General features: G+C 46.5%; 10 protein-coding genes and 8 tRNA genes. 6 read left to right on the forward strand and 12 right to left on the reverse strand.

Translation table 11 applies throughout. The features are described 5' to 3' along the window. Positions 1 to 38 precede the first annotated feature (38 nt). Positions 39 to 1,247 (reverse strand): multidrug effflux MFS transporter, encoded by a 1,209-nt coding sequence (locus GW12_RS03160; protein WP_034583287.1) that lies wholly within the window; start codon positions 1,245 to 1,247, stop codon positions 39 to 41. Positions 1,248 to 1,398: 151 nt separating this feature from the next. Here GW12_RS03160 and yccS point away from each other — a divergent pair, with 151 nt between their 5' ends. From yccS to GW12_RS03180, 4 genes are all read left to right on the forward strand, one after another. Beyond that, positions 1,399 to 3,573, forward strand: coding sequence for a YccS family putative transporter (gene yccS, locus GW12_RS03165; protein ID WP_034583290.1), 2,175 nt, complete (start codon positions 1,399 to 1,401; stop codon positions 3,571 to 3,573). Between the two features lie 85 nt (positions 3,574 to 3,658). Then, entirely contained in the window at positions 3,659 to 4,219 is a 561-nt protein-coding gene (locus tag GW12_RS03170) for an SdpI family protein (RefSeq protein ID WP_034583292.1), read from the forward strand. A gap of 179 nt (positions 4,220 to 4,398) precedes the next feature. Next, complete coding sequence (locus tag GW12_RS03175) at positions 4,399 to 7,092, forward strand: sulfite reductase flavoprotein subunit alpha (RefSeq protein WP_034583295.1); 2,694 nt, start codon at positions 4,399 to 4,401, stop codon at positions 7,090 to 7,092. A gap of 104 nt (positions 7,093 to 7,196) precedes the next feature. After that, on the forward strand, positions 7,197 to 7,979 hold the full coding sequence (locus tag GW12_RS03180) for a YdcF family protein (RefSeq protein WP_034583297.1): 783 nt from the start codon (positions 7,197 to 7,199) through the stop codon (positions 7,977 to 7,979). Positions 7,980 to 7,996: 17 nt separating this feature from the next. On the opposite strand, the gene GW12_RS03185 is transcribed toward GW12_RS03180, so the two are convergent. From GW12_RS03185 to GW12_RS03235, 11 genes are all read right to left on the reverse strand, one after another. Then, positions 7,997 to 8,458, reverse strand: coding sequence for a DUF2750 domain-containing protein (locus tag GW12_RS03185; RefSeq protein ID WP_034583299.1), 462 nt, complete (start codon positions 8,456 to 8,458; stop codon positions 7,997 to 7,999). A gap of 73 nt (positions 8,459 to 8,531) precedes the next feature. Then, positions 8,532 to 8,607: transfer RNA gene (locus GW12_RS03190), tRNA-Val, on the reverse strand. Between the two features lie 86 nt (positions 8,608 to 8,693). Further along, positions 8,694 to 8,770 (reverse strand) — tRNA-Asp (locus GW12_RS03195). A gap of 23 nt (positions 8,771 to 8,793) precedes the next feature. Continuing rightward, positions 8,794 to 8,869, reverse strand: a tRNA-Val gene (locus GW12_RS03200). Positions 8,870 to 8,900: 31 nt separating this feature from the next. Next, positions 8,901 to 8,977 (reverse strand) — tRNA-Asp (locus tag GW12_RS03205). A 13-nt stretch (positions 8,978 to 8,990) separates the two neighbouring features. Continuing rightward, positions 8,991 to 9,066, reverse strand: a tRNA-Val gene (locus GW12_RS03210). A 21-nt stretch (positions 9,067 to 9,087) separates the two neighbouring features. Next, positions 9,088 to 9,164: transfer RNA gene (locus GW12_RS03215), tRNA-Asp, on the reverse strand. Between the two features lie 49 nt (positions 9,165 to 9,213). Then, a tRNA-Asp gene (locus GW12_RS03220) sits at positions 9,214 to 9,290 on the reverse strand. Positions 9,291 to 9,320: 30 nt separating this feature from the next. Further along, positions 9,321 to 9,396: transfer RNA gene (locus GW12_RS03225), tRNA-Val, on the reverse strand. A gap of 505 nt (positions 9,397 to 9,901) precedes the next feature. After that, complete coding sequence (gene elsL, locus GW12_RS03230) at positions 9,902 to 10,408, reverse strand: cell wall-recycling L,D-carboxypeptidase ElsL (protein WP_034583302.1); 507 nt, start codon at positions 10,406 to 10,408, stop codon at positions 9,902 to 9,904. Between the two features lie 3 nt (positions 10,409 to 10,411). Beyond that, the gene (locus GW12_RS03235) at positions 10,412 to 10,810 is read right to left on the reverse strand and encodes a YbaN family protein (protein WP_034583304.1); all 399 of its coding nucleotides are present in this window, start codon (positions 10,808 to 10,810) and stop codon (positions 10,412 to 10,414) included. An 88-nt stretch (positions 10,811 to 10,898) separates the two neighbouring features. Between GW12_RS03235 and GW12_RS03240 the strand changes: the two genes are divergently transcribed. Beyond that, the gene (locus GW12_RS03240) at positions 10,899 to 11,747 is read left to right on the forward strand and encodes a DUF1853 family protein (RefSeq protein WP_034583307.1); all 849 of its coding nucleotides are present in this window, start codon (positions 10,899 to 10,901) and stop codon (positions 11,745 to 11,747) included. Between the two features lie 136 nt (positions 11,748 to 11,883). Next, the gene (locus tag GW12_RS03245; RefSeq protein WP_034583309.1) at positions 11,884 to 12,033 is read left to right on the forward strand and encodes an entericidin A/B family lipoprotein; all 150 of its coding nucleotides are present in this window, start codon (positions 11,884 to 11,886) and stop codon (positions 12,031 to 12,033) included. Positions 12,034 to 12,037 lie beyond the last annotated feature (4 nt).

Genomic DNA, 12,037 nt, shown 5'->3' on the forward strand with positions numbered 1-12,037 from the left:
AGCTTTCTTGTAAATCCAGAATAAATACCGTCACCCAATTAATCTACTTTGAGTGGCGGCAGCTGCAGTCGGTAAATGGTATTTGCTGCCACACCCACAAAGATCAGCATCACCAGTGCCATATTTAGCAAGGCATTCCACAACATAAAGTTCAGCAGTAACCCACCGAGCAACCCGCAGGCAAACTGCATACTGCCCATAATCGCACTCGCTGTTCCGGCACGAGCCCCTTGCTCCGACATGGCAATCGCCATCGCGTTCGGTCCGGTAAAACCTATCGATGCCACCACCATAAACATTCCCAGAATAACAAGTAGCAGTGACTCAGCACCCAGCACACCTAGAACCAGCAAGCCAATTACCCCAGTTAGCTGTAGCGTGGTTCCGATTCTTAAACGACTCAGGATATTAAAACGATGTGCCAGCCGTTTGTTCATTGTAGAGAACAGCATGATACCGATGGCATTACCACCAAAGATATAGGCAAACTGCTGTTCAGACAGATGAAAATGATCCATCAGAATCGCCGAAGATGAAGTGATATAGCAGAACAGCACCGCACTGGAAAAACAACCAGCGATCATCGGCTTGCGGAAACTTTCATCTTCAAAAATGGTCTGATAAAGACTGAGCACTTGCTTAAAACTCAACTGCAGGCGGCGTTCCGGTTCCAGTGTTTCCTTAAAGAAGAAATGCACACAAGCCAGAATCACCAGACCAAATAGCATCAGCAGTACAAAGATCATATGCCATTCAAACAGCACCAACACCCAGGCACCCAGACTCGGCGCGATAATCGGGGCAATGGTACTGACGATCATCATGCTGGCAAAGGCCTGTGCTGCCGAATTCATATCCAGACGGTCACGTATCGCTGCCCGGGCGATGACCACTCCGACACAGCCACCTAATGCTTGTAATACCCGAGCAACAATCAGGCTCCATTCATTGGGTGCCAGCGCACACAGCAAACCTGCAACTACATACAGACTCAGGCCAAAATAAAGCGGTGGCTTACGTCCGATGCGGTCACTTACCGGGCCATAAACCAGCTGACCTATAGCCAGTCCAAGGAAATAAGCGGGCAGACTGTTCGCTACCTGTTGCGTGGTCGTCCCAAAGTCACGTGCCATTTGCGGCAAGGCAGACAGATACATATCAATGGAAAGTGGACCGAGTGCCGTTAGGGATGCCAGCAGAATAATCCAGGACATGGCGTAATTTTTATTGGCCGTGGTTGTCGTCATAAAGATATTTAGAATTTAAATGCGCAGTGTGCAGACAAGTTTACACAGGGCATAGTATGATTTGTAACGCAATTATATTTATTTTTTATTGCGATATTTTCATCACCTTATTGAGTTTCTGACTAAAGAAAACGGTATAGAAGGACGAATCTTGAAACCCTGGCTCTCTCGTCTCGCCCGAATCACCAGTAATACGACTTTTATGTATAACCTGCGTATGGTCATCGCCTTTGCGGGCACGGCTTTTGTGCCCTATCTGATGGGTCAGCAGCTGATGACCATTCCCCTAACCTTGGGTGTAGTGGCCGCGGGCTTAAGTGATATTGATGACCGCTTCTCGGTGCGGATTCTGAACCTGTTCTATACCTATATCGGTTTCTTTGTCACCGCCGCTGCAGTTTACCTGCTGTTTCCTTATCCGGTACTGTTTGCGTTGGCACTGATCGTGTCCTGTATCGGCCTGATCCTGCTCGGTTCGCTAGGACGGCGTTACGCTACCATTTCCTATGGCTGTCTGGTGATCTCAGTTTATTCAATGCTAGGGGTTGAGCTGTTTGATGGCTGGTACACCCAGGCCGGCCTGCTGGTGATTGGTGCCATGTGGTATGGGCTACTGTCCACCATCAGCTTTCTGCTGTTCCCGGCCCGTCTGGCTCAGGACAATCTGGCCAAATGCTATTCTTCTCTTGGTGATTTTCTTTATGCCAAATCGAACCTGTTTGATGTCGACATGACCCCAAGCAGCTACCAGCACAGCATGATTGAACTGTCCCTGGAAAATGGCAAGCTGGTCTCAATTTTCAATGACATGAAAACCACGCTGCTGACCCGTTTGAAAGGTGACCGTGGCCAGCGCGATACTCGTCGTAGCCTGCAATATTATTTTATTGCCCAGGACATTCATGAACGGGCGGATTCAGCGCATATTGATTACCAGAAACTAGCCAAGATTTTTGAACATAGCGATATCCTATTCCGCTTCCAGCGCATTCTGTCGATTCAGGGCAAGGCCTGTAAGGATCTGAGTGAAAGTATTCTACAGCGTAAGACTTACCAGCATAACAAGCGCTTTAAACATGCCTTTAAGAACTTGCGTCATTCGCTGGATAAACTACGCCAGGAGCAGCAATACGATGAAGTCTGGATCAGTGCACTGTTTTCTCTGTACCAAAACCTGAAATCGATTGATGCGCAGCTGCGCAACCTGGAAACTGAACGGCATATCAAGTTCGACAAAGCCAAACAGGCGGAAAACCAGCTCAAAGATGATGACCTGAAAGGCTGGGAAGATATCAAGATCCGCTTCAAGCAACATTTAACTCCAGAATCGGTACTGTTCCGTCATGCAGTGCGCCTGTCAATCGTGTTACTGATTTCCTATATTTTTGTGCAACTGACCCATATCCAGTACGGTTACTGGATTCTGCTGACTGCCCTGTTCGTCAGCCAGCCAAACTTTAATGCCACCAAGCGTCGTTTGCGTCTGCGGATTGTCGGGACTTTAGTCGGAATCTTGCTCGGTTATGCGATTCTGTATTTCATCCCATCCGTAGAAGGCCAGTTATTGCTGCTGATTCTCAGTGGTGTGCTATTCTTCGATCTGCGCAGTAAACAGTATGCACAGGCCACCGCCTTTATTACCATTCTGGCGCTAATCAACTTTAACCTGGATGGTATGGGCTTTGCCGCTGCCATGCCACGGATGATTGATACGCTGATTGGCTGTGCCGTGGCCTGGTTTGGGGTGAGCTTCATCTTCCCGGACTGGAAATTCCGTCGGCTGCCACGCAACATTCAACGTTCGCTAGGTGCACAAATCGATTACCTCACCGAAGTCATTGAACAGTATAAATCTGGTCGTAATAATGGCCTGCGTTATCGCGTGGTGCGCCGTGCAGCGCATAATACCGATGCCGAAGTCGCCTCCCTGATTTCAACTCTGGCAACCGAACCCGATGTCGATCCGGTACTAAAAAGTCAAGCTTTTGAATTTTTATGCCTCAACCATACCCTGCTCAGTTATATTGCTGCTCTTGGTGCACATCGCGACAAGATTGAAGATCAGGAAATCCTGAATCTGTTCGACCAGGCTCTGGAGGACATTCGTGGTGCATTATTGGCGGATGAAGTGCCTGATCTCAGTGCACAAAACATGATCCAGAATATCCGCCAGCGTTTGTCGCACCAGCAAGAGGAAGATCACAAATCGCTGATCATTTTGCAGCAGCTGTCTCTGATGTTCAGTATCTTGAATCAACTCAGTCAGTTAAAGCAAAGTTTGAGTCATGAACGCGATGAAGATGCCACCGAATTGGCTTCCTTATAATTTGACTGATTTTGGAACAATATACTCACTGATTTGGTACAAATAATGCTAAACTTTTTGCAGTTTTAAATTTGTAAATTTCACTATGACCGCGAAAAATTTATACGCCTATACCCTACAGCCTGTGAACTATGAAATTTCAGAAGAAGAGCAGCGCCATGCGCAGCTGCTGATCTGGCGTAGCACCAATAAAATCGGCACCAAAGCTTGGGCTATTATGGGAGTCGTTTTAGCCCTTTCTATCCTGGGTATTATCCTGCTAAAAAACTACTCCACCGTATTCTGCTGGATTGCGATTGTCTGTGTGGTTCTATACTTCCTGATCCGCAAGTTTGGACTGGAATGGTATGTCAAACGCAAGATGAATGAATTTCCGGTTCAGGAAATCAAAGGCATTCGCCTGGGTGTACAACCTCACGGTATCGTAATGCGCCAGAAAATGGGCCTGCAAGAAGGTGTCGGTGCGATTGGCTGGAAAGACATTTACGAATGGTACAATGCTCCAGAATTCCTGTTGCTGAACTTTAAGGTCAAAGGCCAGCAAGGTGCCTATATCCTGCCTAAACGGATGGACAGCAAGAACTTCTCCTTCGAAACCATTCGCAAGCATCTACGTGAAGAAGTAGGCGCGCCTAAAGAGCTTTAAGCCAAACCTTCTACTCAAAAACCTCCTGCTTCGGCATGGAGGTTTTTTTATATTCTAAATATGGTATGAGCCACAAATGATAATGAGAATAAATATTATCTACAAAATTCATTTTTCCTGTACAATCTCCCCCTATAATCAACGCATTTTTTAATTAACCCCTCGACCACATAACGACCATGTTTAAAAAAACCTTTTTCCAGATCCACTGGTTTCTTGGGATTACTGCCGGTCTGATCCTGTCCCTGATGGGAGTAACAGGTGCGATCTATTCCTACGAACAACCTATCCTGAAATGGATCAATAGCGACAGCTATACCGTACAGGCACAACCGGGACCAAAACTGACGCCGGCCGAACTGTATCAGCACTTTAAGCAACAGGACCCTGCATTGCAGATCAACAGTGTCAGTATTGATGCCAATCCGACAGGCTCGAGTACCATCAATATCGCCAAGGAAGGTGAACGTCGTGGCTATAACATGCTGGTCAACCCTTACACTGCAGAAATTTTACCTGAAATCAAGGGACGTAAATTCTTCAAATTTGTAGAGCAGTTACACCGTAACCTGACCCTAGGTCCAATCGGCAAGCAGCTAACCGGTGCCTGTGCGCTGATGCTGATTTTCTTTGTGCTGTCTGGTCTGTACCTCCGCTGGCCAAAACGCCACTCCATCAAACAATGGTTCGCGTTTAAGCCTCAACTCAAAGGTCGTAACTTTATCTGGGATCTACATGCCGTTGCCGGCACCTGGGTGGCGATTTTCTACCTGATTCTGGCGTGTACCGGTCTAACCTGGTCTTATGACTGGTGGCGCAGTGGCATGTATAAAGTCATGGGTGTAGAACGACCAAAACCAGAAATGCAGCAAGGCCCGGGTGGTCGTGGCAGTGAAGGTCAAGGCCGTGGCGAAGCACGCGGTGAACAGCATCGTGGTGAGGGCCAACGTGGTCCACGCGCTGAAGGCGAACAGGCACGTGGCGATATGCAGGCTGAGCGCCGCGAAGGTCGTGGTGAAGGTGAGCGTGGTCCGCGTGGCGATGGCCGTGAGCAAGGTGTTGATGAAGCTGTTCTGCTGACTGCATTAAATAAGAGCTGGAGCGGTTTCCAGAATGAATTTAATGACAAATATTCATCGGTCACCTTTAACCTGCCGAAAAAGGCCGATGGTGAACTGAAGCTAAGCTTTACCGATGTTAAAGTTCAGCATGAACGTGCGCGTAATAATGCAACCTATAACTATCAAAATGCAGCCTTCACTTCAGTGGAACTGTATGAAGACAAGAAACTGAATGAAAAAATCATGAGCAGCATGTTACCGGTACACCGTGGCAGCTTCTTTGGTCCGGTTTACCAGTTCCTGGTCATGCTCGCGTCCCTGACCATGCCGCTGTTCTTTGTCACAGGCTGGTTACTGTATCTGAAACGTCGTAAACAGAAGAAACTGACGCTTGCAGCCCGTCAAGGCACTGCAGCCGTTGATCTGGATCCAAATGCCAAACCGTGGCTGATTGCTTATGCCACTCAAACTGGTGTTTCTGAACAGCTGGCTTGGCGTACAGCCACTGCCCTGCAACAGGCACGCCAACCTGCTACAGTAAAACCAGTACAGCAACTGACGCTGACAGACCTGCAACAGGCGGAACAGGTGCTGTTTGTCGCGAGCACCTATGGTACCGGTGAAGCACCGGATCTGGCTTCTTCGTTTGAGAAGAAAATTCTGTCTAAAAAGGCTGACCTGAAACATCTGAGCTATGCGGTATTGGCTTTGGGTTCCAAGGAATATCCGGAAACCTTCTGTCACTTTGGGCATCGTATCGATGAATGGCTAAAAAATAATGGTGCCAAACGTCTGTTTAAGATCATTGAAGTAGACAATGCCAATAATGCGGATATCCAGCAATGGAATATGGCATTAGCCGATGTGACCCATCTTGATCTGCAAGGCATGGGCATTGAGAAAACCTTTGACCAATGGACCTTGGTGAAACGAGAACTGCTCAATCCGGGCAGCCAAGGGGCTCCTGCCTTTAATCTGGAACTGAAGCCGCAGCATGAAGCCAATTGGCAAGCGGGTGATATTGCTGAAATCCAGCCGGGTAATAGTGCAGAACGGATCCAGAATTTCCTGGCACAGCAGAAGCTTGAAGCTGGTCAATTGGTGCCAGGAACTCAGCAAACCATTGAACAGGCGCTGTGGAATCGCGACCTGACGGTTACAGTAAAACCATTTAATGGACTGGATGATTTACTGGAACAGTTACCTGCCCTGCCAACACGTGAATATTCGATTGCCAGCATTCCAAGCCAGCAGTTCCTGCGTCTGGTCGTGCGTCAGCAACGTAATGCTGCAGGTGAGTTAGGGCTAGGTTCAGGCTGGTTGACTAAGCATGCAGCATTGAATGTGCCAGTTGCACTGCGTATCCGTAGCAATGACGCCTTCCACCTGATTGCCGATAACCGCCCAATCATCTGTATTGGCAATGGCACCGGTATTGCTGGCCTGATGAGTCTGCTGCATGCCCGTAACCGTCAGAACTATAATGACAACTGGCTGATCTTTGGTGAACGTCAGCGTGGGCATGACTTTTTCTTCCATGAGACCCTGGAAGCCTGGCTGAATATGGGCACCCTGAAACGTCTAGATCTAGCATTCTCGCGTGATCAGGAGGAAAAAGTCTATGTACATCACAAGCTGCGTGAAGCTGCGGATGAACTGAAAGCCTGGCTCGACAAAGGTGCCGTGATTTATGTCTGCGGTAGCCTGAATGGGATGGCTAGCGATGTCGATCAAGCCCTGATTGAAATCCTGGGCGAAGCCACTGTCGATCAGTTACGTCATGAGGGTCGTTATCGTCGCGACGTATATTAATTTATTCAATGCATTAAAAACCGGGCCAAGTTGCCCGGTTTTTTTTCTTGTCTATTCTTCCGAAATATCTACAATCAACCTAAATAAAAATGACAGAATGCTCCATGCCAGGTTTTTATAAGCGTCTGATTAGCACCCTTACTGGACTATTACTGATTGCCGATAGCATGTGGCTGCTGGCACATGACAAGATTCATCTGGGCATTTTACTGCCACTTGTGATCGGGATTATGCTGATCTTGTATGCCCTATTCTTTTATCATTTTCAACAATGGCAACAAAAAACCAGATTTCGCAGTAATTTATGGAAACTCATGTGGGCTGGATTTTTAACATGGGTCGCTAGTGTTGTAATTTTCTTTGGTTTTATTGCCAGCAATATCAATAGCGACAATATCCAACAGCCCACTAAAGCCATTCTGGTCCTAGGTAGTGGTATCGAAAATGGCAAGCCCTCACCGATCTTACAAAAACGTCTGGATGCTGCAGCTCATTATGCACAACACCATCCAAAACCATTGATCATTATGACTGGTGGTTTAGGTTTTCAGGAAAAATATACTGAAGCTGAAGTGATGCAGGCTTATTTCAAGAAAACGTATCCTACAATTTACAATCCAATTGCATTGGAAGCTCAAAGTACCAGTACCGAACTAAACCTACGGAATTCGAAAACAATTCTGAAACAGCATCAAATCCAGCTCAGTGATCCCATTACCATTGTCACCAGCGATTTCCATAGCATCCGCGCGCGAGCCATTGCCCAGCATCAAGGCTATAGCAATGTCATTAATATCAGTGCAGAAACTCCACTGTATATCCGCTATAACGCCTGGCTACGTGAATATTTTGCCTTTCTCAGCGGTTGGCTATTGAATGAATATTAATTTTCCAAATCAATTAATTAATGAATACGGATATGGCGCGGTAATGGAATCTCGCCAGTTCTAAATAATTCCGGCTTCTGCACATAAATCTGATACAGATAATTTTTGATATCCAGCAGCATTTTCTCTGGCGCTACCAGAATATTCTGCCCTTCTGGGGTCAGATCTAAGGATAAAATGGTACTTTCTTCACGTAAGAAAGGAATGACTTTTTCAATAAAGTCCTTAAAGCTGATTTCCTGAACTTCATAATTGGCCCAGTTATCTTTAATGACCAGTTTGGCTAGCCCCTTACTTTGCCAAGTAGCAAATGCTTTTTGACCAGTCGGCGTTGCACACAGTGCCCAGCCATCCTGATACAAGGCATAAATGCCGCCCTGTGCCACAATGGCTTCAATAAATTGTTTATAGGCTTGTGAAGGATCGTAAGGGGTATTTTGAGTTTTAGTGGCTGCCTTGCGCTGATATGGATTTCTCATAGCCATGAAATCTTATAAATTATTATAATCTATGAATTCTATGAAAAAAGGCGTTTAAAGGCAAGAAGGAATATGGTGGGCGCTGACGGGATCGAACCGCCGACATTCTGCTTGTAAGGCAGACGCTCTACCAACTGAGCTAAGCGCCCTGAGGAATAAAACAACACTGTTGTTTTTATGACGCAAGAAAGAAACTTGCTTTGAAGACACATTTTCCACATCAGGGAATGAAAAATGGCGCAGCGGACGGGACTCGAACCCGCGACCCCCGGCGTGACAGGCCGGTATTCTAACCAACTGAACTACCGCTGCATCGCGTATATCTTGAGAAGATATGGTGGGCGCTGACGGGATCGAACCGCCGACATTCTGCTTGTAAGGCAGACGCTCTACCAACTGAGCTAAGCGCCCTTAAAGGGTCAAACTGTTTTGATTCTTAGGATGGCGCAGCGGACGGGACTCGAACCCGCGACCCCCGGCGTGACAGGCCGGTATTCTAACCAACTGAACTACCGCTGCATCACAAAAAATCTGGTGGGCGCTGACGGGATCGAACCGCCGACATTCTGCTTGTAAGGCAGACGCTCTACCAACTGAGCTAAGCGCCCTCAAAAGGTCTATCATGTAAATGGCGCAGCGGACGGGACTCGAACCCGCGACCCCCGGCGTGACAGGCCGGTATTCTAACCAACTGAACTACCGCTGCACTTACACAATGTCGCTATTGTGGCAAACGATGGATCGAGAACTTTAAGTGGCGCAGCGGACGGGACTCGAACCCGCGACCCCCGGCGTGACAGGCCGGTATTCTAACCAACTGAACTACCGCTGCACTGAAAGTGTCTCAACTTTGAAAGAAGTTTGGTGGGCGCTGACGGGATCGAACCGCCGACATTCTGCTTGTAAGGCAGACGCTCTACCAACTGAGCTAAGCGCCCTTTCAAATCGACTTCATCGCTTGATGAGGTGCATTATAGAGAATCTTCTCAGCGTGTCAAACGCTTTTCCAAATGTTTTCCACTTTTTAAGTGCGAGTGATTAAAAAATAGGTGGATCACCCAAAAAAACAACACTTTTTGTTTATTTTTTAGGTTCATACCGAAAATTTTAAAATCTCGACATATATAGCTGCAGTATTTCAGATCGTTTAGATCGCACAGGGATTAATCCAGCTGATCTTCGAGCGACCATTTCGCCGAAATAGTATACAAAGCTTTGCCAACGGGCACGTTGTGATCATGTAAAAAATCATTTACGAAAGATATGTATGGAGGGAATTGCTGTATTTTCTTCAATACTTATCGAACACTTCGCATTTTTTGAAGATCAATTGCAGAAGGTGTAATTGTTCCTTCCCCGATTGAAACGTGAATAATGCAATAAAAAGCCCCCCCCTCACCTGTTCATGATAAAGTGGCTTTGAAGCATAGAATATAGGAATGATTATTTTGCTAAAGGCTGTTCCGAAATATAGACCAGTGCATTTTCATCCACCAGTTCAAACAGCTCAACCAGGTCTATATTCCGCATGCGAATACAGCCGTGTGACTCCGGAATCCCCATCGGCTCAGTATCTGGCGTACCATGGATATAGATGTAACGTTTGTAGGTGTCGCAGCCTTCACCACAGTTAAAACCTTCCTCCAGACCACTCAGCCATAAAATCCGGGTCAGAATCCAATCCCGGTTAGGAAACTGTTGAGCCAGTTCTTCCGAATAGACTTCGCCTGTCGCCTGACGTGCGATAAAAACACTATTTAATGGCGTATCTGCACCAATCTTTTCTGCAACCTTATGCCAACCACGCGGGGTCTTGCCGCTATTTTCCTGCTCGCCTATACCATTTTTACCAGTCGAAACCGGATAAGATTTACCGAAGCGAGGTAAATAAAGTTGTTGCGCAGCCAGATCAACCAGAATATCCGCTTGTTCCAGATTCCATTGTGACATCAATTATTCCCTTTCAGATGGTACGTGTTGCTGCTCAGTGCCTATGACAGGTTCCGGACGACACCACAACCAGATCGCCACGATTAGCATGGTGACATCGGTAAAAATCTTGACCGCTAATGGCGCAGTGGTAAACAGCATGATGATGCTACTAATAAACATCATGATACTGGCAATCCATTTGGCTTTACGCGGTACCGTACCATTGGCACGCCAGTCTCTTAAAGTCGGACCGTATTTGGGATGATTCAGCAGCCAGGCATCCATTTGTGGCCAGCCTTTAGACGCTGCCCAGGCGGCGAGAATCAGGAAAACTGTTGTTGGCATGCCAGGCAAAACCGCACCTATAAAGCCCAGGATCACAAAAATGACCACCAGACTTCGCCAAAACAAGATTTTCATACCACAACCCTAGCCACAGAATTAGGGTAGTATAAAGTGTTTTCTACACTTATCCGTTATATTTCTGCATATTTACTTGGGACATTTCATGCCAGCATCCGGCCAAAAACAGGATTTCTTTGAACCATGGCAACAGTATCAGCATCCACTGGTACGCCAGCTGGCCTTTGCAGTAGGTAGTCCGAACATTCTGTGTAAAATCCCTGCAGACCTGGACCTTAAGCATCATTTTGACCTGCATGATGATCAGGTCTGGCAGCAACATTTGCAGAATTACCATCCTCGACTGCTGCAATTGGACCAAAACCCACAAAAGCTTGAGAATTTTGTCGGCCAACTGAAAAGCACCCGCCTGGGACTACGTTTTGAGATGCTAATTTGGTTCTGGCTACTGGATGATGCTTACCATCCTTATACTTTGCTCGGTCACAGCATCCAGAAAATTGATGGTCCACGAACGTTAGGAGAACTGGATTTCCTGTTACTCAACCAGAGCACCCATCAAGTTGAGCACTGGGAGATTGCCCTGAAATATTATCTGGCTGAAGCTGATTTTAGTCTGCCACATTGGTATGGCCTTAATCGTAGTGACACCTTGTATCGCAAACTTAATCATTTTACCCAGCAACAGTTCCAGTTTCAGGAAGCGGCGGGCTATTCGATTGATCAACGTTACTGCATATTAAAAGGTCAATTATATTTACCGACTCAATACCATGCACTTCTTCCTGACTGGGTGAATCTGGGACGGCGTTTGGGCAGTTGGGGTTACCAGATTCCACCGAAAGAAAAAGGCTTCTATCGCCTGCAACGGCATGAATGGATCTATCCGAATCAGAACGTGAACGGTGATTATCCACATTGGTGGACTAATGGCTTATATAAATCGGCTCTTAATGGCGAGTTCTATATGTTTCGGGTTCCGGTACTGATTTAATGATTACGGAAAAATTTGATAACTAATACATTAATTTACTTAAGCACTATCAAAACCACATATTTTTTCAACGGTATATTTTTTAATCTAAGTCCCACATCATAATAATTTTATTATTGATAATACGGAGATGATGATGAAAACAATTCTAGTAACTTCTTTGGCATTGGCATTTGTACTGACCGGCTGTAATACCGTAAAAGGTGTTGGTAAAGACGTATCTAAAGCTGGTGAAGCAGTGACCGGTACAGCAGAAAAAACCTCTGACGAAATCCGCCGCAACTAATTCA

The organism is Acinetobacter sp. HR7 (assembly GCF_000773685.1).
In the GTDB taxonomy this organism is placed as follows: Bacteria; Pseudomonadota; Gammaproteobacteria; order Pseudomonadales; family Moraxellaceae; genus Acinetobacter; species Acinetobacter thermotolerans.

What these genes read in the sequence shown, in the direction of transcription:
- GW12_RS03245 (WP_034583309.1), top strand. Translation starts at nt 11,884, where the DNA reads ATGAAAACAATTCTAGTAACTTCTTTGGCATTGGCATTTGTACTGACC.
- GW12_RS03240 (WP_034583307.1), top strand. Translation starts at nt 10,899, where the DNA reads ATGCCAGCATCCGGCCAAAAACAGGATTTCTTTGAACCATGGCAACAG.
- GW12_RS03175 (WP_034583295.1), top strand. Translation starts at nt 4,399, where the DNA reads ATGTTTAAAAAAACCTTTTTCCAGATCCACTGGTTTCTTGGGATTACT.
- GW12_RS03235 (WP_034583304.1), bottom strand. Translation starts at nt 10,810, where the DNA reads ATGAAAATCTTGTTTTGGCGAAGTCTGGTGGTCATTTTTGTGATCCTG.
- elsL (WP_034583302.1), bottom strand. Translation starts at nt 10,408, where the DNA reads ATGTCACAATGGAATCTGGAACAAGCGGATATTCTGGTTGATCTGGCT.
- GW12_RS03185 (WP_034583299.1), bottom strand. Translation starts at nt 8,458, where the DNA reads ATGAGAAATCCATATCAGCGCAAGGCAGCCACTAAAACTCAAAATACC.
- GW12_RS03160 (WP_034583287.1), bottom strand. Translation starts at nt 1,247, where the DNA reads ATGACGACAACCACGGCCAATAAAAATTACGCCATGTCCTGGATTATT.
- GW12_RS03170 (WP_034583292.1), top strand. Translation starts at nt 3,659, where the DNA reads ATGACCGCGAAAAATTTATACGCCTATACCCTACAGCCTGTGAACTAT.
- GW12_RS03180 (WP_034583297.1), top strand. Translation starts at nt 7,197, where the DNA reads ATGCCAGGTTTTTATAAGCGTCTGATTAGCACCCTTACTGGACTATTA.